The 26,945-nt window shown below is 69.9% G+C and carries 23 protein-coding genes and 2 pseudogenes; 13 read left to right on the top strand and 12 right to left on the bottom strand.

Annotated features, from left to right (window positions below; translation table 11 throughout):
* Window positions 1–20: 20 nt before the first annotated feature.
* The 3 genes from EDD27_RS20865 to EDD27_RS20855 form a co-directional block, all read right to left on the bottom strand.
* Entirely contained in the window at window positions 21–2,078 is a 2,058-nt protein-coding gene (locus tag EDD27_RS20865; protein ID WP_127933901.1) for an ATP-binding protein, read from the bottom strand.
* A complete protein-coding gene (locus EDD27_RS20860; protein WP_241564162.1) occupies window positions 2,075–4,441 on the bottom strand; it encodes an ATP-binding protein in 2,367 nt (788 codons plus the stop codon). The genes EDD27_RS20865 and EDD27_RS20860 overlap by 4 nt, the downstream gene beginning before the upstream one ends.
* Window positions 4,442–4,502: 61 nt before the next feature.
* Entirely contained in the window at window positions 4,503–5,894 is a 1,392-nt protein-coding gene (locus EDD27_RS20855) for an amino acid permease (protein ID WP_127933900.1), read from the bottom strand.
* A 94-nt stretch (window positions 5,895–5,988) separates the two neighbouring features.
* On the opposite strand from EDD27_RS20855, the gene EDD27_RS20850 reads away from it, so the two are divergent.
* Window positions 5,989–6,741 (top strand): alpha/beta fold hydrolase, encoded by a 753-nt coding sequence (locus EDD27_RS20850; protein WP_241564824.1) that lies wholly within the window; start codon window positions 5,989–5,991, stop codon window positions 6,739–6,741.
* Here EDD27_RS20850 and EDD27_RS20845 read toward each other — a convergent pair.
* Window positions 6,716–7,906 carry a glycosyltransferase family 4 protein gene (locus tag EDD27_RS20845; protein WP_127933898.1) on the bottom strand — a complete coding sequence of 397 codons (1,191 nt, stop codon included), beginning with the start codon at window positions 7,904–7,906 and terminating at the stop codon, window positions 6,716–6,718. The genes EDD27_RS20850 and EDD27_RS20845 overlap by 26 nt on opposite strands.
* A gap of 77 nt (window positions 7,907–7,983) precedes the next feature.
* Window positions 7,984–8,166: pseudogene (locus EDD27_RS20840) on the bottom strand (acyl-CoA synthetase); the annotation flags it as partial.
* A 163-nt stretch (window positions 8,167–8,329) separates the two neighbouring features.
* Between EDD27_RS20840 and EDD27_RS20835 the strand changes: the two are divergent.
* On the top strand, window positions 8,330–9,757 hold the full coding sequence (locus EDD27_RS20835; protein WP_127933897.1) for a hypothetical protein: 1,428 nt from the start codon (window positions 8,330–8,332) through the stop codon (window positions 9,755–9,757).
* A gap of 114 nt (window positions 9,758–9,871) precedes the next feature.
* Here the strand turns inward: EDD27_RS20835 and EDD27_RS20830 are convergent, their stop codons facing one another.
* On the bottom strand, window positions 9,872–10,651 hold the full coding sequence (locus EDD27_RS20830) for a phytanoyl-CoA dioxygenase family protein (protein WP_127933896.1): 780 nt from the start codon (window positions 10,649–10,651) through the stop codon (window positions 9,872–9,874).
* 96 nt (window positions 10,652–10,747) lie between these two features.
* Here EDD27_RS20830 and EDD27_RS20825 point away from each other — a divergent pair, with 96 nt between their 5' ends.
* Together EDD27_RS20825 and EDD27_RS20820 are read left to right on the top strand one after the other, a co-directional pair.
* Window positions 10,748–11,620 (top strand): AraC family transcriptional regulator, encoded by an 873-nt coding sequence (locus EDD27_RS20825; RefSeq protein WP_127933895.1) that lies wholly within the window; start codon window positions 10,748–10,750, stop codon window positions 11,618–11,620.
* Between the two features lie 67 nt (window positions 11,621–11,687).
* The gene (locus tag EDD27_RS20820) at window positions 11,688–12,956 is read left to right on the top strand and encodes an ABC transporter substrate-binding protein (protein ID WP_127933894.1); all 1,269 of its coding nucleotides are present in this window, start codon (window positions 11,688–11,690) and stop codon (window positions 12,954–12,956) included.
* A gap of 27 nt (window positions 12,957–12,983) precedes the next feature.
* Here EDD27_RS20820 and EDD27_RS20815 read toward each other — a convergent pair whose 3' ends face one another.
* Window positions 12,984–14,198 carry a winged helix-turn-helix domain-containing protein gene (locus tag EDD27_RS20815; RefSeq protein ID WP_127933893.1) on the bottom strand — a complete coding sequence of 405 codons (1,215 nt, stop codon included), beginning with the start codon at window positions 14,196–14,198 and terminating at the stop codon, window positions 12,984–12,986.
* 60 nt (window positions 14,199–14,258) lie between these two features.
* Window positions 14,259–15,620 carry a M14 family zinc carboxypeptidase gene (locus EDD27_RS20810; RefSeq protein ID WP_127933892.1) on the bottom strand — a complete coding sequence of 454 codons (1,362 nt, stop codon included), beginning with the start codon at window positions 15,618–15,620 and terminating at the stop codon, window positions 14,259–14,261.
* Window positions 15,621–15,970: 350 nt separating this feature from the next.
* Between EDD27_RS20810 and EDD27_RS20805 the strand changes: the two genes are divergently transcribed.
* Window positions 15,971–16,888, top strand: a complete 918-nt coding sequence (locus EDD27_RS20805) for an alpha/beta hydrolase (protein WP_206641554.1) — start codon at window positions 15,971–15,973, stop codon at window positions 16,886–16,888.
* Here EDD27_RS20805 and EDD27_RS20800 read toward each other — a convergent pair.
* Window positions 16,889–17,110 (bottom strand): annotated as a pseudogene (locus EDD27_RS20800) (hypothetical protein); the annotation flags it as partial.
* Window positions 17,111–17,247: 137 nt separating this feature from the next.
* Here EDD27_RS20800 and EDD27_RS20795 point away from each other — a divergent pair.
* The 3 genes from EDD27_RS20795 to katG all read left to right on the top strand — a co-directional run bounded on the left by EDD27_RS20795 (window position 17,248) and on the right by katG (window position 20,260).
* Window positions 17,248–17,541 (top strand): hypothetical protein, encoded by a 294-nt coding sequence (locus EDD27_RS20795; RefSeq protein WP_206641553.1) that lies wholly within the window; start codon window positions 17,248–17,250, stop codon window positions 17,539–17,541.
* On the top strand, window positions 17,538–17,789 hold the full coding sequence (locus tag EDD27_RS20790) for a helix-turn-helix transcriptional regulator (RefSeq protein ID WP_206641552.1): 252 nt from the start codon (window positions 17,538–17,540) through the stop codon (window positions 17,787–17,789). The genes EDD27_RS20795 and EDD27_RS20790 overlap by 4 nt, the downstream gene beginning before the upstream one ends.
* A 194-nt stretch (window positions 17,790–17,983) precedes the next feature.
* Window positions 17,984–20,260 carry a catalase/peroxidase HPI gene (gene katG / locus EDD27_RS20785; RefSeq protein WP_127933889.1) on the top strand — a complete coding sequence of 759 codons (2,277 nt, stop codon included), beginning with the start codon at window positions 17,984–17,986 and terminating at the stop codon, window positions 20,258–20,260.
* A 185-nt stretch (window positions 20,261–20,445) separates the two neighbouring features.
* On the opposite strand, the gene EDD27_RS20780 is transcribed toward katG, so the two are convergent.
* Window positions 20,446–21,036, bottom strand: a complete 591-nt coding sequence (locus EDD27_RS20780; RefSeq protein ID WP_127933888.1) for a TetR/AcrR family transcriptional regulator — start codon at window positions 21,034–21,036, stop codon at window positions 20,446–20,448.
* 78 nt (window positions 21,037–21,114) lie between these two features.
* Between EDD27_RS20780 and EDD27_RS20775 the strand changes: the two genes are divergently transcribed.
* Both EDD27_RS20775 and EDD27_RS20770 read left to right on the top strand, forming a co-directional pair.
* Window positions 21,115–22,122: a saccharopine dehydrogenase family protein gene (locus tag EDD27_RS20775; protein ID WP_206641551.1), complete on the top strand. Its 1,008-nt coding sequence runs from the start codon at window positions 21,115–21,117 to the stop codon at window positions 22,120–22,122.
* A 136-nt stretch (window positions 22,123–22,258) separates the two neighbouring features.
* Window positions 22,259–23,236 carry a hypothetical protein gene (locus EDD27_RS20770; protein ID WP_164903709.1) on the top strand — a complete coding sequence of 326 codons (978 nt, stop codon included), beginning with the start codon at window positions 22,259–22,261 and terminating at the stop codon, window positions 23,234–23,236.
* Here the strand turns inward: EDD27_RS20770 and EDD27_RS20765 are convergent.
* The gene (locus tag EDD27_RS20765; protein WP_127933886.1) at window positions 23,233–23,517 is read right to left on the bottom strand and encodes a hypothetical protein; all 285 of its coding nucleotides are present in this window, start codon (window positions 23,515–23,517) and stop codon (window positions 23,233–23,235) included. The genes EDD27_RS20770 and EDD27_RS20765 overlap by 4 nt on opposite strands.
* A 418-nt stretch (window positions 23,518–23,935) precedes the next feature.
* Here EDD27_RS20765 and EDD27_RS20760 point away from each other — a divergent pair, with 418 nt between their 5' ends.
* The 3 genes from EDD27_RS20760 (at window position 23,936) to EDD27_RS54410 (ending at window position 25,754) form a co-directional block, all read left to right on the top strand.
* Window positions 23,936–24,805 carry a hypothetical protein gene (locus EDD27_RS20760; RefSeq protein WP_127933885.1) on the top strand — a complete coding sequence of 290 codons (870 nt, stop codon included), beginning with the start codon at window positions 23,936–23,938 and terminating at the stop codon, window positions 24,803–24,805.
* Window positions 24,806–24,848: 43 nt separating this feature from the next.
* Window positions 24,849–25,244, top strand: a complete 396-nt coding sequence (locus tag EDD27_RS58795; RefSeq protein ID WP_421915552.1) for a DUF6461 domain-containing protein — start codon at window positions 24,849–24,851, stop codon at window positions 25,242–25,244.
* A gap of 210 nt (window positions 25,245–25,454) precedes the next feature.
* A complete protein-coding gene (locus tag EDD27_RS54410; RefSeq protein WP_164903708.1) occupies window positions 25,455–25,754 on the top strand; it encodes a hypothetical protein in 300 nt (99 codons plus the stop codon).
* On the opposite strand, the gene EDD27_RS20750 is transcribed toward EDD27_RS54410, so the two are convergent.
* Window positions 25,740–26,504 carry a class I SAM-dependent methyltransferase gene (locus EDD27_RS20750; RefSeq protein WP_421915550.1) on the bottom strand — a complete coding sequence of 255 codons (765 nt, stop codon included), beginning with the start codon at window positions 26,502–26,504 and terminating at the stop codon, window positions 25,740–25,742. The two genes, EDD27_RS54410 and EDD27_RS20750, sit on opposite strands and share 15 nt — an antisense overlap.
* Window positions 26,505–26,945: the final 441 nt, after the last annotated feature.

Here is a 26,945-nt window from a genome sequence, read left to right as displayed (position 1 = left end):
GCGGGCCTGCCACGACGGCCTCAGCCGCGGCCGGTCGCGTAATCCGCGGCGCGGTCAGGGCCGACCCGCTGCCCGGTGCGGAACGCTCCCGAGAACGCCCGCCTGCCCAGTGCGCGGCGCGCCTGCTCCGCGCACTTCTCATGCCAGGCCGCGTGGTAACTCAGCCGCTCCGGTGCGGCGCCCACCACCCGCCACAACATGTGTGCGGCGCCCAGCAGCCCCGCCGCCCGTTCGTGCTCCGCGCGCGCGCCCGCCGCCCACGCCAGCACCTCCAGGCACTGAGTGAGGCACCACCGGTCGCCGATCTCGCCGGCGAACTCGGTGGCCGCCGCCACCAGCGCCTCCGCTCGCGAGCAGTCGCCGAGGTTCCAGCACGCGACGCCGAGCGACAGCTGCGCGTACGCGCGGGAGACCAGCGCGTGATGCTTCTCGCACAGGTTCAGCAGCTCCTCGCCGAGCTCGGCGGCCTGGGCGGGATCCTCGCTCGAGCCGTACGCGGCGCCGAAATACAGGCTGTAGAGCACGCCGTCCATGTCGTCGGCGGCGCGGTGCAGCACCAGGGAATCGCGCAGCAGCTCGAGCCCGCGGCGGCCGTCGCCGTGGGAGAACGCGGCAACGCCCTCGGCCATGAGCGCGCGCGGCAGGATGCGCTCGTTCCCGGCTTGACGTGCGAGGTCGTGGCATTCCCTGAGCCGCGGCAGCGCCGCCGCCACGTCGCCCTGGCGCAGCGCGAGCAGGGTGTACGCCCACAAGGCGAACGCCCGCGTGCCGGTGCCGTCCGGCACCAGCCGCAGGCCGCGTTCCAGCCAGTAGCGGCCCTCGGTGAGCGAGCCGGCCAGCAGCCAGTAGCACCACATCGCCGACGCGGTGCTCAGCCCGACGGGCGCGAGCGGGGGCTCGCTCAGGCACGCGTCGAGCGCCGCCCGCACGTTGGGCAACTCCGTGCGCAGCACCAGGTAACGCTCGTGCTGGTCGGGCACCAGCCGGTCGATGCGGTGCCGCTCGGCCAGGTCCTGGTAGTGGCGGACGTACCGGGAGCGCAGGGGCAGCCGGTCGGCGGAGGGCAGCCGCTCGCTCCCGTACGCGCGCAGGCACTCCAGCATGCGGTATCTGAGCCCGCCCTGCCGTCGCTCGCCGGCCACGACCGATTTGTCCACCAACCCGGTGAGCAGGTCGAGCACCTCCATGTCGTCGATGCCGTTGCCGGCGCACACCGACTCGGCGGTTTCCAGGTCGGCCCCGCCGGGGAACATCGACAACCGCGACCACAACCGCCGCTCCGCGGCCGAACACAGGCCGAAGCTCCAGTCCATGGTGGCGCGCAGCGTGCGATGGCGCGGCAGCACGGCCGGGGCGTCGGCCGCCAGCACGTCGAGCCGCTCGTCGAGCTCGCGGGCCAGGTCCTCCAGTGACGACGTGCGTAGCCGCGCCGCGGCCAGTTCGATGGCCAGGGGGATGCCCTCCAGCCGCCGGGCCAGCCTGGCCACGCACGCCATGTTGCCCGCGTGCAACGAGAAGCCGGGCAGGACCCGCGCCGCGCGCTCCACGAACAGGCGGATGGCGTCGTGGCGGGCGGTCTCCCGCAGGCCGTGCCCCGGGTCGGGCACCGGCAGCGCGGGGACGGCCAGGACCTGCTCGCCGTACACGCCCAAGGTCCGCCTGCTGGTCGCCAGGATCCGCAGCTGGGGAGCGGCCCGCAGCAGCCGGTCCACGAGGCGGGCACAGGCGTCGTGCACGTGCTCGCAGTTGTCGAGCACCAGCAACATCCGCCGGTTCGACAGGTAGTCCACCAGCACCTGGCCGGCGTTGGGGCCGGCGTCGCGCAGCCCCAGCGCATCGGCGACCGTCGGCTCCAGCAGGTCGCCGGTCTCCAGGGCGGCCAGCTCGACGACCTCCACGCCGTCGCGGAACCTGCCCCGGAGGGTCTCGGCCAGCCTGAGCGCCAGCCGGGTCTTGCCGACCCCGCCCGGGCCGGTCAGGGTGAGCAGCCGGCCGGTGCTGAGGATGCGCCTGCATGCGGAAAGCTCACGCCTGCGCCCGATGAAGGGAGATTTGTCAGACAAAATAAGGGTCGTCATGACGGTCCCCCGCACGGGTCCTGCCCGGCGACCCAGGCGGCGATCTGGGTCCGCGAGGTGAACCCGAGCTTGCTCAGGATGTGCTCCACGTGTGCCTCGGCGGTGCGCTGCGCGATCACCAGGGAGGACGCGATCTCCTTGTTGCTCATGCCCTGGGCGACGAGGGCGGCGATCTCCCGTTCCCGCCGGGTCAGCGGCGAGCTGTTGTCGCGTGGCTGCTTGGCCCGCGGCGCGGCACGGCCCATGGCGTACGCGAGCGCCTCGGCGGGGCTGAGCTCGGTGCCCTTGTGGAAGGCGGCGTCGAAGGCCTGCTCGCCGAGGTGTTCGCGGGCCACGGCCACGGCGGTGTCGTGGAAGGCGGAGAGGTAGCCGAACAGCGGCCCGCCGAACGACCGCCAGTTCTCCTGCGCGGCCCCGAGCAGCACCGCCGCCCGCTCGCCAGCGTCGTCGGCGGCCATCCAGGCCAGCGCCTCCATGCACAGGGCGATGCCCAGGCGGTCGTCAAAGGGCTGCTTGAGCCGGATGGCCTCGCGCTCCATCTCGACGGCCTGCGCCGTGTCGCCCTGCTTCCACGTCTCGATGCCGAACACCCACAGCGTGTACGACCGGAACCAGTGCTCGCACTGGGCCTCGCACATCGTCAGGCACTCCTTGTACAGGGCGGCGGCCTGCTCGTCGTGGCCCAGCAGCGAGTGCGCGGTGGCGAGGTACATCAGCGTGTTGACGGCGCCCATCTGGTCGCCGGCCGCGCGGTGGGTCTCGAGCGCCTCGCCGAGGAGCTCCACGGCTCCGGCCGGGTCGCGCTGGATCAGGGCCGCGAGGCCGCAGACGTAGGCGGTGCCGGCGAGGACCACCATGTCGTCGTGCCGGCGGCCCAGCTCCTTGCACTGCTCCAGCATCGCCGCGGCGACCTCGAAGTCGCTCTGCAGGACCGCGAGCCTGGCGTTGACCAGCAGGGCTCGGGCGCGCGTGGCGGTGGGCGCCGGCTCGGCGGCGAGCAGGCGGTCGAGCCAGCTGCGCCCCTCGCGCAGCGCGCCGGCGGCGATCCAGTAGAAGCGCAGCGCGGTGGCGATGACCAGGCCGTTCTCCGCCTGGCCCGGCGTGGTGAGGCAGTAGTCCATGGCCGTGCGCAGGTTGTCGTGCTCGGCGCGCAGGCGGATGAACCAGTCGACCTGGTCGGGCCCGTACCACGCCTGCCCGGAGCGGGTGGCGAGGTCCTGGTACCAGTCGCGGTGCCTGGCCTTCAGCTCCGCCTCTTCGCCCGACGAGCGCAACCGCTCGCGGCCGTACTGGCGGATCGTCTCCAGCAGCCGGTATCGCACGCCGGTCTGGTATTCCTCGCGGGCCAGCACGGACTTGTCCACCAGGCCGTTGACCAGGTCGATGACCTCATCGGACGCGATGCCGTCCCCGGCGCAGACCTGCTCGGCCGCCTCCAGGTCCAGTCCGCCGGAGAACACCGAGAGCCGGCTCCAGAGCAGCCGCTCATGCTCGGTGCAGAGGGCGTAGCTCCAGTCGATCAGCGCCCGCAGCGTCTGCTGGCGCGGCAGCGCGGTCCGCGCCCCCGTCGTGAGGAGCCGGAAGCGGTCGTCCAGCCGGGCGAGCAGCTGCTCTACGGAGATCGCCCGCAACCGGACGACGGCCAGCTCGATCGCCAGCGGCATGCCGTCCAGGCGCCGGCAGATCCACGCCACGGTGTCCCTGTTGGCGTCGGTGACCTCGAAGCCGGGCAGCACGGCCTTCGCCCGCTCGGAGAACAGCCGCACCGCGTCGGATCGCCCCATCGCCTCGGCCGACGGCGCCGCCCCGTCGGCGTCCGGCACCGACATCGTGGGCACCGGCATCGTCCGCTCGCCCGCGACGCCGAGCGCCTGTCGGCTGGTCGCCAGGATCCGCAGCTGGGGGGCGGAGCGCATCAGCGTCTCCACCATGGCCGCGCACTCGTCCAGCAGGTGCTCGCAGTTGTCGAGGAGCACCAGCATCTGCTTGTCCCGCAGGTGGTCGACGAGCACCTCGATCGGCGGCCGGATGGAACGATCCTGGATCTCCAGCCTTTCCAGGATGGCGGGGACGAGCAACTCGGGGCTCTCCAGGGGAGCGAGCTCGACCAGCCACACGCCGTCGTGGAAGGCGCGCCGCAGGTCCGACCCGACGCGCAGCGCCAGCCGGGACTTGCCGACGCCGCCCACGCCGACCAGCGTCACCAGCCTTCCCTCGGACAGAAGCCGCTTGACCTCGGCTACTTCGTGCCGGCGGCCCACGAACGTGTTGAGCTCCGCCGGCAGACCGCTCGAGATCTTCGGCGCGGCCATGGTCATGATTTGCTCCAACTCCGACACCCGGGTGGTCGTGTCGAGCCCCATAACCCAGATTATGTCCAGGCCTTAATCCGGCACTCGATCCACGGTAAAACCCTGGCCGTAGTCAGGTGTTGAGAGCGGAATGCCGCCGGCTGTAGGCGAAGTAGACGATCAGTCCGAGCACGAACCACACGGCGAAGCGCAGCCAGGTCGTGGGGTCCAGGAAGGTGATCAGCCAGATGGAGAAGAGCACGCCGATCGCCGGCACCACGGGCATGCCGGGCGTGCGGAACTCCCGGTGCAGGTCGGGCTGGCGGTAGCGGAGCACGATCACGGCCGCGCACACCACCACGAAGGCCAGCAGGATGCCGATGTTGGTCAACTCGGCCGCCTCCCTGATGGGCAGGAACCCGGCGATCAGCGCGGAGCCGATGCCCACGATCCAGGTGACGCGCGTGGGCACCCGCCGTACCGGATGCAGCCGGGCGAACCACAGGGGCAGGAGCCCGTCCCTGCTCATGGCGAACCACACCCGGGTCACGCCCAGCATGAACGTGAACATGACGGTCAGGATGCCGACGATGGCGCCCGCCGCGATCACCGTGGCCAGTCCGGAGAGCCCGACGGAGGCGAACGCCGAGGAGAAACCGCTCTCCGGGTCGATCTCCCGGTAGTTCTGCATGCCGGTGAGCACGAGCGTGGCCAGCACGTACAGGATCATGGAGATGACCAGGGAGTAGATGATGGCCTTGGGCATGTGCCGCCGGGCGTCCTTGGACTCCTCGGCCGCGGTGCTCATCGCGTCGTAGCCGAAGACGGCGAAGAACACGGTGGCCGCGCCGGTGATCGCCCCGCCGACGCCGAAGGGGAAGAACGGCGTGTAGTTGGCCGGGTCGATGTGGAAGAACCCGACCGCGATCACCAGCAGCACCACGGCCACCTTGATCGCGACCACGAACGTCTCGAACCGGGCGGCCGCCCGGATGCCCAGGTTCAGCAGGTAGGCGATCAGCAGGCAGAGCAGCACCGCGAACAGGTCGACCACGTGCCCTTCCCCGGTGCCCGGCGCGCCGAGCATCCACGGCGGCAGGGTGACGCCCAGCTGTTGCACGAGAAAACCGAAATATCCGGATATGCCGATGGCGACGACGGCGACGATGGCCGTGTACTCCAGCAGCAGGTCCCATCCGATGAACCAGCCCACGAGCTCGCCGAGCACCGCGTACCCGTAGGTGTAGGCGGACCCGGCCTTCGGGATCATGCCGGCGAACTCGGCGTAGGAGAAGGCCGCCGCCGCGCTGGCGATCCCGGCCAGCAGGAACGACACGAGCACGGCCGGCCCCGCCGTCTGGTTGGCCACCGCCCCGGCCAGGGCGAAGATGCCGGCGCCGATGATGCCGCCGATGCCGATCGCGGTGAGCTGCCACAACCCGAGCGTCCGGGACAATTCGCCCTCGTGCTCCTCCGCGATCTGCTCGACCGGTTTGCGGCGGAACACGCCTTGTGTCGCAGCCATGGCTGCCTCCTTCACGTCCCCTTGCCGGGGATGCTTTCCGCCGTGGCCCCGCCCATGCGGGATTTGACCAGTTCGTGGTGGGCACGTGGAGCAGATGGATCTCGAACGGCGGATCGTCAAGGCCGGCCGGTGGCCCATGACCGGGTGGCGGTGCGTCCCCCGGGGAGGGGACCGCAGGACACCGGTGGTCTGCGTGCACGGGGCGGGCGTGTCCAGCAGGGAGCTGCGGCCTCTGGTCGCCGCGCTGGGCGCGCACGTGCCGGCATGGACCGTGGACCTGCCGGGTTTCGGGCGCAGCGCGAAGCCGCCCCGCCCGCTGGACCTGGCGGGCCTGGGCGACGCGCTGATCTCCTGGCTGGAGGCGGAGGATCTGCCGCCCGCCTGCTTGGTGGGCTGCTCGTTCGGCTGCCAGCTCGCCGTGGACGTGGCGGTCCGTCACCCTGAGCGGGTGCACTCGCTCGTCCTGGTCGGGCCGACCGTGGATCCGCAGGCGCGCTCCTGGCCGCGGATGATCGGCCGGTGGCTGCGCAACTCCGTACGGGAGAGCCCGCGCATGGCGCCGCTCAACGTGGCCGACTACTGGGACGCGGGGATGCGGCGGGTCGTCGCCACGTTCGAGGTGGCCATGCGCGACCGCCCGGAGGACAAGCTGCCGCGCGTGGCCGTGCCCACGCTCGTGGTCAGGGGCGAGTACGACCGGATGGTCTCGCAGGCCTGGGCCGAGCAGGTCACCCGCCTGATCCCGCGGGCCAGGCTGGTCATCGTGCCGGGCATGCCGCACATGATCCCGTTCCGCGATCCGCAGGCCCTGGCGCCGATCGTCACGGAGCCGGCGGCATCCCCGTGAGGCTCGCCGGGATCGGCCGGCCGCTGCCCAGGGCGGTGAAAAGCTCCTCCCACAACGGCATCACGACCTGCGGCGTGTAGTCGTGCGCCGTCTCCGCCGCCGCGGTGCCCATCCGCGCGCGCAACTCCCGGTCGCCCATCAGCCGGGCGAGGCCCTCGCCCAGCTTCTCGACATCGCGGGGCGGCACCAGCAGCCCGTCGCGGCCCGGGGTCAGCACGTCCGCCGGTCCCGTGGGACAGTCGAAGGCGACGATCGGCAGGGCGTGGCCCATCGCCTCGATCATCGCCATCGGCAGCCCCTCGATACGCGAGCTGAGGGCGTAGATCGACGCTTTGGCCAGCTCCTCGTGGATACGGTCGGTGCGGCCCATGAGCCGGATCCGCCCGCCCATCCCGTGCTCGTCGATGCGCTCCTGCAGGCGTTGCTGGGACGGTCCGGTGCCGAAGATCCGCACCGTCCACTCCGGGTAGGCGTCCGCGACCGCGGCGAACGCCGGGATGAGCAGGTCGAAGCCTTTCTGCGGCACCAGCCGCCCGGCCGCGATCACGATCGGGTTGTTGTGGTCGGAGTGTTTGCGGTGCTCCATGTGGACCGCGTTGGGGATGCGCACGATCGGCGCGCCGGTGCCCAGGAGCGCGCGGTATTCGGCGCGGCTGGTCTCGGTCAGCACGGAGATCGCGTCGAATCGGCCGTAGTGGCGGGCGATGTGCTCGCGGACGGCCGGGTGGTAGGCGGCCAGGTTCATGTGCTCCTGCGCCACCCGGATGACCTTGCGCGAGGCGCGGCGGGCGGAGATCAGGTTCAGCGCCGGGCGGGTGGTGACCAGGATGCCGTCGGTCAGCGCGGACACGTAGTCCATGACCGCGGCCTCCACGCGTTCGGTGAAGTATTCGGCGGCGAACTCGCCGTACGGGACGATCTTGCCGCGGGCGCGTCGCCACACCTTGCGTGCCAAGGAGTCGGCCGCCACCCCGTCTCGCTGGTCCACCAGGGCCGACAGGCGCACCCGCGGGTCGATGGCGAACTGGGGCTTGGTGCGGCGCCGCACCACGCTGACGATCTCGACGTCGTGGCCTGCCTCGGCCATCGCGCCGGCCTGGTTGACCACCGTGCGTATGGTGCCGCCCATGCCGTAGGCGTGCAGCAGCATGTACCGGATCTTCACGTCTGGTACTCCCACTTCATGGTGGGTGAGAGTACTGGCCTTTTCTGGGGATTGACTGGGAACGGGAAACCTTGGTCTCAATGGATGCGGCGCTGCCGCCCCGACCAGGCCTTCTCCCGCAGGACGTACTTCTGGATCTTCCCTGTGGACGTCTTCGGCAACTCGCCGAACTCCACGGTCTTGGGCACCTTGGACCACGCCCGCACATGATCCATGATCTCGTCCGCGGTGGCTTCGGCGCCGTCGCGCAGCGTCACGTACGCGGCCCGTCGACGACGGCGACGCGGTCACCGTGCGAGGCGGCCGCCCGGTCGAGGCAGGAGACCGCGGTGAGGCTCGAACGACAGGGCGTCCAGGTCGGTCATGCGGCTTTCCTCTTCCGGTATGGGCGGTTGGTGCCATCGTCCTTTAGTCTTCCCTCTCGTGTCCCGACGATCATGGGTGCTCTGGGCGGCGGCGCTGGTGACCGCGCTGGCTCCCGACCTCTACGACTGGGCCTCGTCTCTGCTGACCGCAGACGACGGCAGCCGCTTTTACGCGTACATGTCGTCTGGCTGGTGCCTGGGCCATGAGATCGATTCGATGATCCCGGAGTACCTGATCGGACAGGTCCCGCTCTTCTGGTACGGCGGCGCACCGCTGATCGTCCTGGCCTTGGCGGGCTGGCATGCGAGCGTCAGGACCGGGCGGGACCGGCTCGGCAGGATCGTCGCCCGCGTCGCGGCTGTGGTGCTGCTCCTCCAGCGCCTTCCCGGCGTTGTGCTGCTCCTGCTCGACGGGGCGCTCGATCCGGCGTGCGTGGCCGCCTGGGGGCCGTCGGAGCTGGTGAGCTGGCGACTCGTCTGGGACCTGTACTTCCTGGTGCCCGCGGTGCTGATCCTGCTCGCGGTGCGAGCCCCTCGGGGGGCGTTCGTGCGGCGGGGCCGCTTCGCCCGCACGATGGCCACGGTCCTCACGGTGACGGCGGTCCTGCTGGTCGCGGTGCAGGCGGCTCCCCCCGGCAAGGTGAGCACTGAGCGGGAGCTGGACTGCGCCGGCTTCGGCGACGGCACCGTCAAAGGGCTGAGCGAGGCGGAGAAGAAGTTCCTGTGCGACGTGCGCGGATACAACGACTTCTACGGCCTCGGCGGCATCGAGGGCTGGGAGGATGCGCCCGACCGGGTGGTGCTGTCCCAGGGACACCACCTGTGCGGCCTGGCCACCCGGCACGGCGGCGACGTCAACGTGCCGGCCGTGCAGGACGCGCCGCACGCGCAGCTGCGGGGCGCGCTGGGCTCGCTGTGCCCGGCGGTGGCCCGGTGGCAGGAGCAGGAGGGCAAACGGAAGCAAGAGGAGGAGGCGGCGTACTTCCTCGAGAAGCAGAAGGCCTGCGCCCGGCATCCCCTGCACCGCCCGAAGATCAAGCCGGTGCGGCAGAAGCACGCCACCATGTTCACCGAGTCCTGGACCATCCCTGGATTTGAGGACGAGTATGTGGGCGACGACCCCGACCTGGTGGAGGACCTGGTCGGCAGCGAACGTGGGGCGCTGGCCATCTGGGCGGCCGACGAGATCGGCCACGCCTGTGTGACCGTCGAGTCCTACCGCAGGCGGCCGCCGCTGGAGACCAAGGGGTGGGACGAGGTGGTGGAGGTCGGCTACGACAGCCCGCGCGGCACCCTGGCCCTCTCCGACAGCCAGGGAACGAGCGTGACCGGCCTGACGGCCGCCGGTCCCGGGTCGTACCGGGTGCGGGTGCACCTGCGCGGGCGCAAGCTCGTCTACCAAGTGCCCTATGCCCCTGACGGGGCCGTGGAGCTCCTGATCATGGTGTTCCCCGGCAAGGAGAAGAAACCGGCGGTCTACCGGTAGCACCGCTGGAGGCGGCAGGACAGACTCAAAGGCATGAGCCAGGGGATCGACCGCACCGGACTGAAGGTCACGAGCCGGGAGCAGATCGCCCGCGCCTCCCAGGGTCTGTGTGGGTCACGCCCACTTGTCCGCGCCGGCGAACGGCATGTGCTCGCCCTCGACGTACGTCGGGAACGGCTGATAGACGTTCACCCCCGGGGCGCCACGCAGCAGCAGCGCCGACACGAACGGCTGCTGCTCGCTGGTGATCCGGGTCGACGTCGGGATGTACCTGATCGTCAGGCCGCAGCGGCGCCGGGGCGAGGTGTTGGCGTTGGAGGCGTGCAGGATGTTCGGGTGGTGCACCTCCACGTCGCCGGGCGCCAGCACCAGGTCCGCCGCCTGCGACTCGTCCACGGTCACCGCGCTCTCCGAGCCGAGGACGTTGTCGATGTCGTCACGCTGCCGCAACGCGTGCAGGTCCTCCTTGTGTGAGCCTGGGATCACCCGCACGCAGCCGTTCTCGGGCGTGGACTCGTCCACCGCCAGCCACAACGTGACGACCCGCATCGGCTCCAGCGGCCAGTACGCCCCGTCCTGGTGCCACAGAACCGGCATGCCGGAGAACGGCGGCTTGCTGATGTAGTGCGAGGCGAACAGCGCGATGTCCGGGCCGACGAACAACTCGGCGATGTCCAGCAGCCGCTCGTCGCTCACCAGCCGCACCCAGAACGGGTCCCCGGCGACGAGCTCGGTGGCCAGGTCCTCGCCGAGCCGGTCCGGATGCCTGGCCTGGAGCCAGGCGACGTGGTCGCTCGCCTCGGAGATCAGGTCGCGGTCGAGAACGTTCCGGAAGATCGTGTAGCCGTCGCGGTCGTAGTCCTGGAGGGTCCGGTCGACATCCGTGATCACCATGTACTCCTCTGCAAGGAAGGGCGTCGATCCGGATTCTTCGGTGGTGGCGGCCCGAGTTACTAGTATTCGCCGCTCCATAACTATTAATTTCCTGACATGCCGACGATCCTGCGGTGGGTCGAGTTCGCGGCCGGGCTGCCGTACCACGCGGCTCTGGTACCGGTGACCGGAGGCCGCCGCGACCGGCCCGAGCCGCACGTCCACGCCGACTTCCACGAGCTGGTGTACGTGACCGTGGGGGAGGGCGTCCAGCGCGTAGGCGAGGCCGAGATGCCGTTACGCGCCGGGGACGTGGTGCTGGTACGCCCGCACGACCGGCACGAGTTCGCCGCCACGACCGCCACGGGCCTGCGGTTCGTCAACATCGCTTTCCCGAGCGAGCGCTGGCGTGCCTTCGCCGACCTCGCCGGGCTGCCCGGCACGGCGGACTGGGACCGGCGCGAGCTGCCGCCGGCGGCGCGCGCCGACCTGGACGGGCCGGTCGCGGCCGAGTTCGCGCGCGTGCTGGGGGCCTACTCCGGCGTGCCGCGCGTGCTCGACCTGGTGCGGCTCTGGACGGCGGTCGTCCCGCTGCTGGAGAGCGCGGACGGCACGGCCGTGGACCGGCGGCCCGGCTGGCTGGTGTCGGCCTGCGTCGCGATGAGCCGTGAGGAGAACCTGCGCGAAGGGCTGCCCCGGCTGCTCGCGCTGGCCGCCGTGAGCTCCGGGCACCTGGCCCGCACCATGCGTACGCACTACGGCTGCACGCCCGTCGCGTTCGTGGCCAGGCGGCGGCTGGAGCACGCCGCGCTGCTGCTGACCACGACCACCGAAGGCATCGGCAGCATCGCTCAGCGGTGCGGCTTCTCCGGCCAGTCGTACTTCGGGCGGCTCTTTCAACGGAAGTACGGCATGGCGCCCCGGGATTACCGGGAGGCCACGAGGCGGGCTGTGGTCCCGGCGGCTATGGACACCCAAGATATCAAGTGATTAGATGACTCGCCTCGGGCCCGTTTTCACCCCGCACCGTCACCACAAGTGAAACAGGAGGCCGGGCATGATCCGGTCGCGTCCACTGCTCATCGCCGCCGTCACCTCCCTCTTACTCGCCGGCTGCGGCTCCTCCGGCGGCACCGCCGCGCAGCAGCCCGGCAAGACCGAGCTGAAGCTCTACAACGACAAGGGAGCCTGGAGCAAGTACTTCGACGAGATGGGCGTCCTGTCCAAACAGCAGATCGGCCTGTCGATGAAGTCGGTCGGCTACACGGACGAGCCCACGTACCAGGCGTTCATCAAGGCGTCCTTCCGCACCGACGTGAAACCCGACCTGTTCACCTGGACGACGGGCGGGCGGCTGGCGGAGATCGTCGGCCAGAAACAGGTGGCGGAGACGACCGCGATCTGGCAGGAGGCCATCAAGAACGGCGACCTGTCCGCCGATCTGGCCCCCTACTACACGATCGGCGGCAAGCAGTATTGCGTGCCGTTGAACGCGGCCTACTGGGGCATGTTCTACAACAAGAAAGTCTTCGACGAGCACGGGCTGAAACCGCCCGCGACCTGGGACGAGCTGATCCAGATCGCCGACACGCTGAAGAAGAAGGGCGTGCCCGCCTTCTACCACACCTCCGTGCTGTTCTCCTTCGTCTGGTTCGAGCAGCTCCTCGCCGGCACCGACCCCGACCTGTACGACCGCCTGTCCACCGGCCAGGCCAAATACACCGACCCCGGCGTCGTCGAGGTGATGAAACGCTGGAAGTCGATGATCGACGCCGGCTACTTCAACAACCCCGGTGACAAGACCGACCCGGGCGACGTGCTCAAGACCGGCAAGGCGGCGATGGTGTCGTTCGGGACGTGGTTCAACACGAGCATGACCCAGCGGGGCATGAAGGCCGGCACTGACTACGGCTTCTTCGTGATCCCGAACGTCAACGCCTCGCTCCCCAAGACGTCGATGATCTTCGAGAGCGGCCCGCTCTGCTCGCTGGCCAAGGCGCCTGATCCCGGCGCCAGCATGAAGTACCTCAAGTGGTGGGTGGGGGCCGGCGCGCAGGAGAAGTGGGCCACCGCCAGGGGAGACGTCTCGGCCAACCCCAAGGTCGCCATCGCCGACGAGGCCATCGCGGAGGTCGGCAAGGCCGCGGGCAGCGGAGAATACCGCCTGGTCAACCGGTATTTCGAGGCCACGCCGCCGCCCGTGCTCAGCGCCGCGCTCGACGGCTTCAGCGGCTTCGTCGCCAAGCCCGAGACCTATGAGAAGGTCCTGGCCGACATCCAGGTCGCTGCCGATGAGTACTGGAGCACCCACAAACAGGGCGACTGAGCAGGGGGCTGGGGCTGGGGCTCCGCGTCAGGACGCCGGAGCGACCCGCCACGGGTCCGGGACCTTGTCCCCGTAGCCGATCTCGCGGGCCCCGGCGAACGCGGCCAGCTCGGCGACCGCCCGGCCGACGGCGGTCGCCGCGTCCGCCGGCATGCCGGGCTCGGGGAACAGCCCCTCGATCTCCAGCCGCGCCCGGCGCCGGTCCAGGCGCGGCACCAGCCTGCCCACCAGGCGCTCGCCGTGCAGGATCGGCATGATGTAGTGCCCGTACTGCCGCTTGGCCTTGGGCACGTACATCTCGGTCCGGAACGTGAAGCCCCACAACCGCTGGGTCCGCTCGCGGTCGCAGATGAGGTTGTCGAACGGCGACAGCAGCGTGGTGCGCGGCTCCCAGTCGCGCTCCAGCACCCCCAGCACGTCGCGATGCACGTACCACCGCTCGTCGCCGCCCTCGACCTCGGCCGGCACCACCCGCCCCGACGCCTCCAAGCCGCTCAGCACCTCGGCCAGGCCGGGGTAGCGGTCGCGGATGAAGTGCCGCTCGATGTCCGTCGCACGGGCCACGCCGAGCGCGCGCAACGCGTGCTCGGCCGCCCGCGTCACCGCCTCCTCGCGCGGCAGCGGCGCGGTCGGCGCCCACTCCGGCAGCCGGTGCTCGGTCAGGTCCCACAGGCGGGTACGCCCCTCCCGGCCCGCCACCATGACCTGGCCCTGGAACCACAGGAAGTCCAGCATCCGCTCGACGTTGCGGCCGTTGGTCCACCCGCTCGACCGCCACGCCACGGCCGCGAGGTCCTCGAACCCGCCGACCGGCAGGGGACCCTTCTCGCGCAGCCGGTCGAGGATGTGCCGCCGTAACGCGTCGTTCGCCGTCATCCAGTCGCGGACCTGCCGCGCGTAGCCGGACTCGCCCGCCGGATAGACCCGCATCGTGACCTGGTGAATCGGGTAGTCCTCGGCCAGCACGATCGACGCGGCGTGCGCCCAGTACTCGAACAGCCAGCGCTCGCGCCACAGCAGCACGTCCACGTCGGCCGGATCGTAGCCGCCGACCCTGCTCCAGAGCACCAGCAGGTGACTGCGCGCCACCACGTTGACCGGGTCGAGCTGCAGGCACCGCAACGTCCGCAGCACCTGCCGCAGGCCGTCGAGGTCGTTTCCCGGACGCGGGCCGGCCAGATGCTGGCAGGTCACGGCCAGCCGCCGGGCGGACTCCAGGCCGAGGGTCAGAGGGCGCGACATGGCCGCAGATCGTACTCGAAAAAGCGTTCGACGGCGAGGGTGGCGGCCCGCCGCAAGCCGTCAGGGGACCGGCTCGGCGGCGTACGTGGCCCCCGCCAGAATCGCGCCGTACTGGATGGACACCAGGTGGCGGATCGGGATCGTCACGCTGGACGCGTCCGCCTCCGCTGCCGCGCACCACCCGGCGTACGTCTCCGCCAGCCGCCCCGCCGACGCCCGGATGGCGGGGGTGGCGTTGCCGATCGCGAGCTCGCCCTCCAGCGCCCGCAGCAACATCCCGCCGAACCTGAGCCGCACGCTGTGCAGGCGTTCCCGGATCGAGGTCACCTCGGCGACCGTGGCGGGCCGGTCGTTGCCGGCGGCCCCGGACCGGCCCTCGTCGGTGGCCCCCATCCTGGCCACCATCGGGACGAAGCACCTGCTGGCGCGGATGAACGGCGACCGGCTGACCAGATCCGCGGAGACCGCCGCCAGCACCTCGCTCAAGAGCGTGGAGGTGGCCTTGAGCTCCGTCGCGTGCTCGCGCAGCAGGTCACGGTAGACCTGGCCGGTCGGGGTCGTGTCGCCGGCGGTCGCGTCCGTCCAGTAGGGCACCTCCGCGGTCAAGCCCAGCGCCCCGTACCTCTTGATGTAGGAGTCGCTGGCGGCACCGCTGATGTGCTCCGTGGGCTCATGCCCGAGGGCCTCCATGTAGTCGTACAAATCCTCCATCGCCGGTGTCAGGTAGACGGCCTGCTCCAGCTGTTTCACCGACGGATGCTCGGACTCGCCGGCGTGCAGCGGCACGCCGTACCGTGCGGGCAGGGACGTGAGGACCTCCTGGAGCGCCGGTTCCGGGCGGTTGAGGTAGTAGAAGACGCCGCCGGACTCGCCGTTGTGCAGCGTGGTCAGGAACGACGGCCGCGTGTCGTCGATCAGCCGCATCAGCGCCAGCGTCTCCGGCAGCACCCGATCGAAATAGGCCCTCTTGTACGAGAACGGGAACGTCCACTCGACCTGCTCGTCCGCGGCCGGCCGGTAGAAGTGCCTGCCGTAATGGGTCCGGGTGAACGGCCCGGCGAACCAGCCCTCGTTGAGCCGGGTCCCGTCCGGGTCGAGGCAGGCCACGATGTGCCAGGTGCAGCCGGCGGCGCGGCGCAGCCCGGCGTCGGCGCACAGGCGGCCGGCGAGGTGCGTGACGGTGAGCCCGCCGATGGGCTCGTTCGGATGCGGCCCGGCCGCGACGACGGCATGCCGGGGCCCGTCGCCCACGGTCAGGCAGAGCATGGGGTCGCCGAGGCGGGAGGTGCCGATGCGGCGCAGCGTCGCCACGCCGGGATGGTCGTCCGCCAGCCGGGCGAGGCCGTCGTTGACCTCGTCGACGGTGGCGAAACGGTCGAAGTGGGGGACGGTGTCCAGTTCGGTGAGGAGATTGTCGAGCACGCCCTAGTGTCCCCACGATGATGGCCGCCCGCCATCGTCGGGAGCCCCAAGGTCGCCTTCCGATCCTTGCCAGGTTCTGCCGAGCGGGCTCCGCTGGACGGCCTTCTCACCTTCCTGGATGAGGTCTACGGGGCCGCACGCTGATGGGCAGGTCCGTCACACCGCTGAAGGGAGGGCCCGCCAGGGAGGCCGAACTGCTCGGCGGCGGTCCTCGACGTGCTGCGCGAGCTTGCCCGGCGACTGGTGGATCACGTGGTCATGCCGCTCGCCCGCGGCTCCGCTCGCTAGAGCACCCGGCCCACCCTGGCCGCGGGCCCGTTTGCGGCGCACGATAAAAGAAGGTCATGCCCTTGGACCCCTTTCTTGCGGAGAAACTGCACCTGGTGCGCGACCTGACCAGGGAGCACCTCGCCTCCGACCCGGTGGCCCAGCAGAAGATGACCGACTACTTAAAGGACCCGGAGGAGTGGGTCCTGCCGCCCCACGTGGTGGTGGAGGACCTGCAGGTGGCCGGGCCGCACGGCCCGATCCCCGTCCGCGCCTACCGGCCGCGCGACACGCCCGCGGGCGCCGCCCTGCTCTGGGCGCACGGCGGCGGCTTTTCCGCCGGCGATTTGGAGATGCCCGAGGCCCACGTCGTGAGCGCCGAACTGGCCGCCCGAGCCGGCGTCTTCGTCGCCTCTGTCGGCTACCGGCTGGCTCAGAACGGCGTACGGTACCCCGTTCCGCTGGACGACGTCGATGCGGCCTGGCACTGGCTCACGGTGGAGGCCATGCCGGGCCGGCGCGCAGCCCTGGGTGGCGCCAGCGCGGGAGCGGCCCTCGCTCTCGCAACCGCCCTACGCGCCCGCGACCGCGGCCGGGCCGCCGACCTGCTGCTCCTGGCCTATCCCTTCGCGCACTGCCCCAATCCCGCCCTCGACGACGCGGCCGCCGCCGAGATGGCGACCTTGCCCCCGTTCATGCGCTTTCCCCCAGCGGCGATCGAGGACATGGTCCGCACCTACGTGGGCCGGATCAGCGACCTGCCGCCTGACGCGCTCCCCGGCGCCGCCCGCCTCGACGGCCTGCCGGCCACGCACATCCTGCTGGCCGAATACGACGACCTGCGGGCCTCCGGCGAACTGCTCGAACGCCAGTTGCGCGAGGCCGGCGTGCCGGTGAGCACGTACCTGGCGCGCGGGATGCCGCACGGGCACCTCAACCGCACCCCGTCCCTCCGCGAGGTGGACGCCTCGCTCGACTACTTCGTCGACGCCATGTCGTGATCACTCCGACGGATGACCCAAGATCAGCACCACTGCATCGAGAAGTCGCTGGAGATCCACCTCATTGAGGTCTCGCCGGAGCGCATCGGCTACAGCCGCAAGCGCGCCGGCGAGCCGGTCGAGCGCGGAGACGGTGGCGTTGCCTCGGCCGTTCTCCAAATTGGCGATATAGGGCACCGACAACGCGGCATCGGCTGCCACCGAAGCCACGGTCCGGCCAAGTGGCGCTCGACGGGTTCACAGCCGCCGGCCACGTTCGACGTTGTCCAGGACGCCGCGTACGGCGTTCACTGCGGCTGATCCGCCCGCTCCCGCCGGCGGCGTTGCTGCCGGCCGAGGCCGAGGAGTAGGGCGGATCAGTGAGCGGTGGCGCGGACGGCGTCGGCGATCAGATCGCCGACGCGTTCGGGGTGGCTCGATCTGCGGGACGCCGTCCTGGTCGGCTTCTCGATGGCACCGGTGAGGTCGCCCCGGTACGTGTCCGCCTACGGCAGGCCCGCGTGGCCAAGGCCGCCTTCCTGGGCGGGCTGCCTCCCTTCCTGCTCAAGCCCGACGACAACCCGGCCGGGGCCGCTCCGAAGGAGTTCTTCGACGGTGTGATCGCGGCCGTCAAGGCGGACCGCAACAGGACGTGGCGCGCCTTTCCGGCATGAGCGTCTCCGCCTTCTACCGCAACTTCCAGGCGGTGACCGGGATGAGCCCATCCAGTTCCAGAAGCAGGTCCGGCTGCAGGAGGCCCGGCTGCTGCTCGCTCGCCACCCACCCGGGCGACGTCACCGGGGTCGGCCACCGCGTCGGCTACGACAACCCGTCACGGTTCAGCAGGGAGTACCGTCGCCAGTTCGGTGCGCCTCCCCGCGCCTTCTACCTGCTCCCTACCTGGGCACTGTCACTTCGATGAGAGCCGAAGCGGCAGTCTCGCGTCGTCGAAGTCGGCAGCGCTAACCGACGTTCACGTGCCGTGAACGTGCGTCGGCTGAGAACCAGGGCTTCAGAGGATGCGGCTCGAAACATAGGTGGCGTCTATTGGGGCACCTGCCCCAACTGTACGACTAGACGCATGGCCCAGTGATCCGGCAGTTTGGGAGAAAGCAGATGAGCGACACCCAGGACAACGCCCCCTCCAGCGCGCAGGGCGTGGACCGGAAGGCGGCGGCCGGCTGGCCGGTCGCGCCTGACTCGGTGACCGCGCATGGCAGTGAGAGCGAGAACCCGGCCATCGACTCGCCGACTCCGAAGACCGGCGGTCGTCCGCGCACGAACCGGGACTGGTGGCCCAACCAGCTCGACCTCTCGGTGTTGCGCGCGCACTCGTCCAAGGGCAACCCACTGGCAGAGGGCTTCAGCTACGCCAAGGAGTTCGAGAAGCTCGACGTCGAGGCCCTCAAGCAGGACATCATCGAGGTGCTCACCACCTCGCAGGACTGGTGGCCGGCCGACTTCGGCCACTACGGCGGTCTCATGATCCGCATGAGCTGGCACGCTGCGGGCACCTACCGCATCCACGACGGTCGCGGCGGGGCCGGCGACGGCGCTCAGCGTTTCGCGCCGCTCAACAGCTGGCCCGACAACGCCAACCTCGACAAGGCCCGCCGGCTGCTGTGGCCGGTCAAGCAGAAGTACGGCCAGAAGATCTCGTGGGCCGACCTGCTCGTGCTCGCCGGCAACGTCGCCCTGGAGTCGATGGGTTTCAAGACCTTCGGCTTCGGCTTCGGCCGCGCGGACGTCTGGGAGCCAGAGGAGATCTTCTGGGGTCCGGAGGACGCCTGGCTCGGTGACGAGCGCTACGTCACCGACACCGAGATGGTGCCGCACGTCGGCGCGACCGAGATGGGTCTCATCTACGTCAACCCGGAGGGTCCGCGCGGCAACGCGGACCCGGCTGGGGCGGCGCATTTCATCCGCGAGACCTTCGGACGGATGGCGATGAACGACGAGGAGACTGTCGCTCTCATCGCCGGCGGCCACACGTTCGGCAAGACCCACGGCGCCGGCATCGCGGACGACCACGTGGGGCCGGAGCCCGAGGGCGCGCCGCTGGAGGCGCAGGGCCTGGGCTGGCTGAGCAGCTACGGCACCGGCAAGGGCGGTGACACGATCACCAGCGGTCTCGAGGTGACGTGGACCGACCGGCCGACGCAGTGGAGCAACCGTTTCTTCGAGATCCTCTTCGGCTACGAGTGGGAGCTCACCACGAGCCCCGGCGGCGCGAAGCAGTGGGTCGCGAAGGACGCCGAGGCGATCATCCCGGACGCCCACGACCCGTCGAAGAAGCACAAGCCGACGATGCTCACGACCGACCTGGCGCTGCGCGTCGACCCGACGTACCAGAAGATCTCCCTCCACTTCCTGGAGAACCCCGACGAGTTCGCGTTGGCCTTCGCCAAGGCCTGGTACAAGCTGCTGCACCGCGACATGGGTCCGGTCAGCCGCTTCCTCGGACCGTGGGTCGCCGAGCCCCAGCTGTGGCAGGACCCGGTGCCGGCCGTCGACCACGAACTCGTCGGTGACGCCGACGTCGCTTCCCTCAAGGCGAAGGTCCTGGAGTCCGGCCTCACGACCGCTCAACTGGTCTCCACCGCCTGGGCCTCCGCCGCGAGCTTCCGGTCCACCGACAAGCGCGGCGGCGCCAACGGCGCTCGGCTCCGTCTCGAGCCGCAGCGCAGCTGGGAGGTCAACCAGCCCGAGCAACTCGCGACGGTCCTGGACATCCTCGAGGGCATCCAGCGCGAGTTCAACGAGGCCGGCGGCGCGAAGATCTCGCTCGCCGACCTGATCGTGCTGGCCGGCTCGGCCGCCGTCGAGAAGGCAGCACGCGAGGCCGGCGTGGCGGTGACGGTGCCGTTCCGCCCCGGCCGCACCGACGCCACTCAGGAGCAGACCGACGTCGAGTCCTTCCGGGTCCTCGAGCCGCGGGCCGACGGGTTCCGCAACTACCTGCGTTCCGGCGAGAAGACCCAACCGGAGGTGCTGCTCGTCGATCGTGCCTACATGCTCGACCTGACCCCGCCCGAAATGACCGTCCTCATCGGCGGCCTGCGTTCCCTCGGAGCCAACTTCGGCGGTACCCAGCACGGCGTCCTCACCGACCGGCCCGGCGTGCTCACCAACGACTTCTTCACCAACCTGCTCTCCCCGGGCGCCCGGTGGAAGGCATCGGACTCCGAGGAGCATGTGTACGAGATCCGCGACGTGGCCACCGATGAGGTGAAGTGGACCGCCACCGCGGTCGACCTCATCTTCGGCTCCAACTCCCAGCTACGAGCCCTCGCGGAGGTCTACGCCAGCCAGGACGCCCGCGACAGGTTCGTGACCGACTTCGTTGCAGCCTGGACCAAGGTCATGGAACTCGACCGGTTCGACCTCGCCTGACCTGGCTCCACCCGGCGAGCCCGGTCGAGCCACCATGATCGACCGGGCTCCTCCGCCATGGGATCCAGTAGTCGCGGCCTCCCGCGTCCCCCGGCTTCGTCAGACACTGATTCGGTACGGCGCGGACACCAGCCGACAGATGGACGCGATGCCCGGGGGCCGGCCACGCAGGGCAGCGGACAGCGTCAGTCCTGGGCTCCGGCGTCGATGCTGCCGACGGTCAGGTCCGTCAGCGCCGCGATGGCCTCGGCGACCGTGGCCCGCCCCCGGTTCAGCTCCGCGGCGATCGCCTCGGCCGCGCCCAGCGCGCCGACGCAGCGCAGCCGGAGGGCTTCCTGCGTGAGCCCGGAGTACGGCCGCAGGGCGGTGGCCATCAGGTCCGTGTAGTCGTCGAGCAGCTCACGCTCGATCGCCTCCATCTCCGGGTTCCCCTTGAGCGCGGCGGAGATGGCGGTCCACTCCGGCATGTCGGTGGCGCAGGCGAAGTAGGCGGCGCTCAGGACGCGGGCGATCTCGCGGGGGACGGCCGGGGCGTCACGCAGGGCCTTCTCCGAGGCGGCCCGGTGCCGCTCGTCGAGCCGCCGGTAGAGCGCGATCAGCAGGCCGGGGCGGGTGCCGAAGTGGTCGTAGACGATCGGCCTGCTCACTCCGGCGGCCTCCGCCAGGCTGAGCAGCGTGAGGCTGTCGGTGCCGTGGGCGCGCACGATCGCCATGGCGGTGTCGAGCAGTTGCTCCCGCCTGGCCGACTTGGACAGGCGAGTCGATCCCGTGGTCATCGTCCTCCCTTGCGTTGCCTCCCAGCATAAGCTACAAAATGTAAGTTACAGAATGTAGGTTAGCGAGAGGACATCACCGTGGAGCACTCCGTACTGATCATGGGCGGATCCGGCCAGGCGGGCGCGGCGACCGCAGCCCTCCTGCGCCGGTGGTACCCGGAGCTGCCGCTGACGATCGCGGGCCGCGATCTCGGCCGCGCCCGGCGGGTCGCCGACGAGCTCGGCGGCGCGACAGCCGTGACCATCGATCTGCGGCGAGGCGACCTCGGCCTCCAGGGGACCGACGGCTACTCGGCGGTCGTGGCAACGGTGTGGGACAGCCACCTGAACGGACTGCGTTACGCACAGGACCGCGGCCTGCCGTACGTCAGCATCTCCAGCGGCCTGGTCGACATCGGCCCCGAGATCGTCGCCGCCGGCCTGCGAGCCGGCGCGGCGCCGATCCTGCTGGCCAGCCACTGGTACGCGGGGCTCGTCGTCCTCGCGGTGCTCGGCCTCGCCAGGGAGTTCGACCGGCTCGACACCATCGAGGTCAGCGGCGTGCTGGACGAACAGGACAGCGGCGGGCCCGCGGCCACGGCCGACCTGGCACGCCTGCTGGCCGCCACCTCGGCGGGGCACGTCCGCCGCGACGGCGTCTTCGACTGGGTCAGCGGCCCCGACGCGCAGGTGGAGATCACCAGCGTCGACGGCGCCGTGCTGCCCGGCCAGATCATCCCCATCCTCGACGTGCCGAGCCTGGCCGCCGCGACGGGCGCGCCCAACGTCCGCTTCGCGTTCGCGATCGGTGAATCGGCGGGCAGGCGGCGCGGCGGGCCCGCGTCCACGGAGGTCAAGATCGACCTCGAAGGCGTGGACCGCGCGGGCGCACCACTCAGGACGAGCCGCTACCTCCTCCACCCGGAAGGGCAGCGCGCCCTGACGGCGCTTGGCCTCGCCCTCGGCGTCGAGCGACTGCTCGGCCTGCGCGGCGACCCCGTGCCGCCCGGCCTCCACACCCCCGAGGCGTTGATCGACCCCGGCTACGCGGCCGAGCGGATGGCGGAGATCGGCGCCACCCTTGCCGGAGTGCACGGCGATCACTGACTCCGACGCAGCAGGTGCTGCCGCGGCCTCTCAATCCCGTTGCGGCAGCACCTGCTTGAGAGACGGTGTAACTGGTACAGTCCGGGACTGCTGTAGATCATTTGGACGCCGTTCCCACGTTTCGGAGGACTACTCGATGGGCCGTTTATCGGCTTTCTTATCCGCCGTGCTCATAGGTCCGGCGGCGACGCTCGCCGTTCCGGCCGCGGCGGAGGCCGCCGTTCCCGATGTGGTGAGCGCCGTGCGCAACCAGCTCGCCAAGGGCGCGAGCGTGACGTTCACGCAGTACGGCCACGTCGAGATCAACAACAGGAACAAGTACGACAATCACACGGCCCGAGTGTTCCGCTACCATCCGATGCAAGAGGGAACGCTGGTCCTCGGCGGACGCGGTGTCGTCGCGGCGAGTATCAAGCGCCGGGTGGACTTCGACCGTCACCTGCTCCCGCTCGCCAAGGAGCATGCGGAAGAAGGCGACCCGGTCTCTCGCAGCCTGATCGCGCAGACGCAGCCGCACCGCTGGATCAACACCAAAGGCCGGTTCTACAGCACCGGGCGGCTGTGGACTGCGGACCTGCCCGAGGGAAAGACGTGGGCGCGGCGCGGCGACCGCAGCGCCGGCTCCACGGCCTTCGGCGACCAGATCATCAATTTCTTCGAGATCGCGACGCTCAAAGCGCTGATCGCCGATGCCGAGGAGAAGAAGTTCAACCTGCCGAACCCCGCGGGGAAAACTCCCGACCGCAAGCGGACCGGGTTCTACCGGGGCACTCTCACCTTCGCCGAGTTGTACGACCTCTCACCCACCTTCCGGCAAGTAGCAGGGAAGCGGCCGGACGCGAGTTATGCGAACACGGTCGTGGGATGGAGCATCGTCTTCGACGCGAAGGGGCTGCCCTTCAAGTTCGGCTCCGGCTTCAGCACGCAGGAAAAGGAAAAGTATTACACCCAAGGCGGCGCCACCACGGATATCGTGAGCTGGGGCCCGGCCAGGACTCTTGCGGCGCCCAGCGCGAGGCAGGTCGCTGCCGTCCGCGCTCCCGTCGATGGCCTGCCCGAATTCGACGACCTGGTGGAACTTGCCAAGGTGGACGCTCCGCCCTCGAAGCGTTAGCCGCCGGTCCCGGTAATGCGCGGGCCTGCCACAGCGGCGTCAGGATAGAGCAGCCTCCGCCGCGCCTGCTGCCAGGCGGTCTGCGCCGCGGCCTGGGCGACGGCGAGCCGACCACGTACGTCGCCGAGCTGTTCGGCGGCGGCCAGGTCCTCGCGCAGCCGCCCGGCCTCGCTCGCGTGCTGCTCGCGCCTGGCCAGCTGGGCGCGGACCCGGCCGCCCCCACTGCCAACCCCGATGTCGCACTGCCATGTCCGCTTCCATCTGGCGTGACGCACTTCCATCTGCAAGGCCGTCAGACAACAGCTGTCTGGCGTCTCGGAACTTGCTACCGGAGCCAGGCCTACCTGCGCACTATCAATTAGACGTATGTCTAACTAGGGCGACCGAATGTCATGCAACGTGATAGCACGATCCGAACACGGTGCGGGTGCCCCACTGATTGCTCTTCCAGACGTCGCCTCTGAAGAGCCCTGGCTCGTTCGCGACGCGCGCTTGTCGGCGCGACCGTGGACGAACTGGCTGTCGTCCGGCGCGATGGCCGAGTGGTAGGGCGGGGGCGAGGGCGGAAGAGTAGAGGGCGAAAGGTGGCAGCCGCGCCGCCCGCGGACTAGAGACGGCGTGCCCGAGCCGAGGCCGCGGCTGAGCGAACCGCGCCGTTCGCCGCCACGTCTACCGGATATGCGGATACTTCCAGCCATAGTGCTCCTCGTGCTCGCGGCGGCCTGCGGTACCGCCCGGGCGCCGGTCACTGCCGACGAGTTCGCCGACCGCGCTCGTGAGGTCGCCGAACGCTGGCATAGCTCGGCGGAGCGCGAGCCTTGGATCGAGGGGTTCGTCCCGCTGCGGAACCTGACCCTGGAGCCAGATTGGGGGCGCATGCCGCGGTGGGTGGGCCGGAGCCTCATCAACAGCGCCTGGAAGCTCGAGATCGAGCTCTCGGCCGAGGTGCCTGCCGCGGCCGTGCTGCGCTGGGCTGATGGGGGCACGCTGAGCGTCCCGATCCTGGCGGCCACAGCCGCCTACGCCGGGCTCAGCAAGCCTAAGTCCTTCGTTGACGAGGAGTGCCCGGCCAGGGGCTGCCGGCCGTTGCGAGTGATCGCGGTGGCGCGGGGCGAGGCCACGATGCCCAGCAGCCGGGGGGACGTGCGAGTGCCCACGTGGGACTTCACTGTGAAGGGCGTGCCCGAGCCGTTCCGGCGGGTCGCAGTGGACCCGGCCGCGATGGGCGGGCCGCCCCGGCCGGTGAATGACGGGATCCAGGAGGTGCGCACCTACGAGGTGCGCGCGCCGACTGAGCTCCAGCTGAGCTACCTGCACGGCACCTGCGACACGACCTACGGCTCGCGCGTTCACGAGACGCCCGAAGCGGTGGTCGTGGACGTCGACGTCCGGCGTGACGACGACGTGGAGTTCTGCAACGCGATGGGGAAGACCGACCGGATCGGTGTCACGCTGCGCGAGCCACTGGGCCGCCGGGTGGTGCTGGACTCCAGTAGCGGGGTGCCCCTGCTGTCGCAGAGCGATATCCACCTGGTCGAGTTCCAGAACTACGACCCGCGCCGCTCCTAGTCGTGATCGAGCAGGCTGCGCGGGATTCTGTGGCACCGCCGTAGTGGGAGGTGGCCAGGGTTCGTACGATCCAGTCGCCCAGCTTCTTCCGTACCGGACGAGGCCGTGGAGACCATGCAGCGGATCGACGCCGACTACAGACACCTCTACCCCAGCGACGGGCCGGCGTTCCTCCCTGGCCGAGCATCTCACTGGCATCACGCTGACACCGGAGCTGCTGGAGGGGTCAACTTACCTGTGTGGAGTTATCCCCGAGGTTGGATGCCGCCAGACAGCCGTCAGACAACAGATGTTGTCTGGAAGCAGCGAAGATGACAGTGAAACCCGCCCCGGACCTTGGCACTGTCAGTTCGACGAATATCGAAGTACCAGCGTTTGCGTCATCGAAGTTGACAGTACGGAGCCGAAGATCAACTGCTGGCCAAATTGGCTGTGTTAGGTGCGGCCGTCGCCCAGGGACATGGTTAAGGTGCTTCGCTAGGTCCTCAGCTGTGCCCCCTTCGTTGTGGAGGGCGCGGAAGGCTTGGGCCTGCCTGGTCGTTGGCAGATGCCCGTCGAGGAGGTAGGGGAGTAAGAGTCGCCGCTCCAGTACTTCACGCCACGAGAGTCCCGATGGTCTGCGCACCACGGACACGTTGACCCTCAATGCGTGTTCGTTGCCTGGTGGGATGCCGGGCCGGTCAATTTCGATGGCGACATACCGGAAGCCGTTGGCCAGGTTGCAGTCAGCGCAGCCGGCCGGACCCCGGCTCAATTTGTTGCCGCACTCGGTGCAGATGAGCCGGTCGTAGGCGCCGTCCACCACTCGCCAGAGGTGCCTGTTGGGCTCGTCGATCACCATCTCGGCGATGTCGCGAGTGTGACTGAGCGCTTCAGCTGGCGGGAATCGCCCGCTGAACGCTCAGTCACCGCAGTTGATCGTTACGAGGTGCCGTTAGCCGACTTCTAGAACGAAGAACAGGAAGCTCAGGAACCTCGTGCCGGTGATCTCGCGGAACTCCTCGGGGAACAGTTCGCGGGCTTCCGGCACAAACGGCGGTTCGCTGATGACGCTGATGCGAAAGCCAGCCTCGGTGAAGGCCTCGGTCATCGCGTGCAGCGGCCGGTCCCAGAAGCTCATCCGGGCGGTCTGCCCACCCATGGTCCATTCATCGATCCGGATACGGGTCTCGAAGTACTTGGGCTTTTCCCCGGCCATGTGCTGCCAGAGGGTGATGGAGAAAGGATGCTCGACCGAGACGAGGAGTCGGCCGCCAGGCCTCAGCACGCGTCGAAGCTCGGCCAGTGTCGGTCCCCAGTCTTCCAGGTAGTGCAGCACCAGCGACGCGATGACGTCGTCGTAGGTGTCGTTGGGGAAGGGCAGTGGGCTGGCCAGGTCGGCGACCCGCAGGTCTGCGTCGGTGCCCAGCCGCTGTCGGGCCATCTCCAGCATCCCGGCGCTCGCGTCGATGCCGGTGACGATGGCGCCTCGATCGCGCAGCTCGGCGAACAGGGGGCCTGAGCCGCAGCCGGCGTCGAGGATGCGCCGGCCGGTCACGTCCCCGGCGAGTTCCAGCATCGCGGGACGCTCGTAGTACGCGTTCAGGAGGCTGGTCTCGTTCTCGGCCGTGTACCCCTCGGCGATGCTGTCGTAGTCGTTGAATCGGGACGGATGTGCAGTCTCAACGTGATCTTCGGGCATGGTAGGCATGCGGGCCATTGTGGCCCAGCAGTCTCGGCGGCACAGACATATGCCCGTTCGCCGTGACTGAGCGCTTCAACCGGCCGGAATCGCCGCCTTGCCCTCACCAGCGAAGACGCAGCAGATCGAGCCAGCCGAAGTAGCCCGTCCCCGCCCATAGAATGCGCGGAGCTCGCCAACTCAAGCGCAATCCGCCAACTCCGGCGCTAATCCGCCGGCTGAAGCGCGCAGTCACCCCAAGCCGGGCTCCACCGGATATCAACGTGGTCGCTGATCGGTCCGAGGCATCGGTTCACTGCAGGGATGCGCGGAAGCCCGCGATGGTCTGCCAGGGATGAAGGCCTTCACCGGCCAGGAGCAGTGCGGCCTCGGGCAGGTCTAGGTCGTCGACGGTTTCGGGTGGGTGCCGGTGGTGAGGTGCGCCCGGTTCCCAGAGCTGAAGGGGTTTGAGTGGGCCGG

Origin of the sequence: Nonomuraea polychroma (assembly GCF_004011505.1) — a bacterium.
GTDB classification, from domain to species: domain Bacteria; phylum Actinomycetota; class Actinomycetes; order Streptosporangiales; family Streptosporangiaceae; genus Nonomuraea; species Nonomuraea polychroma.
Note: the sequence above shows the minus strand (reverse complement) of the source record. Positions and strands in the feature narration are given on the sequence as shown.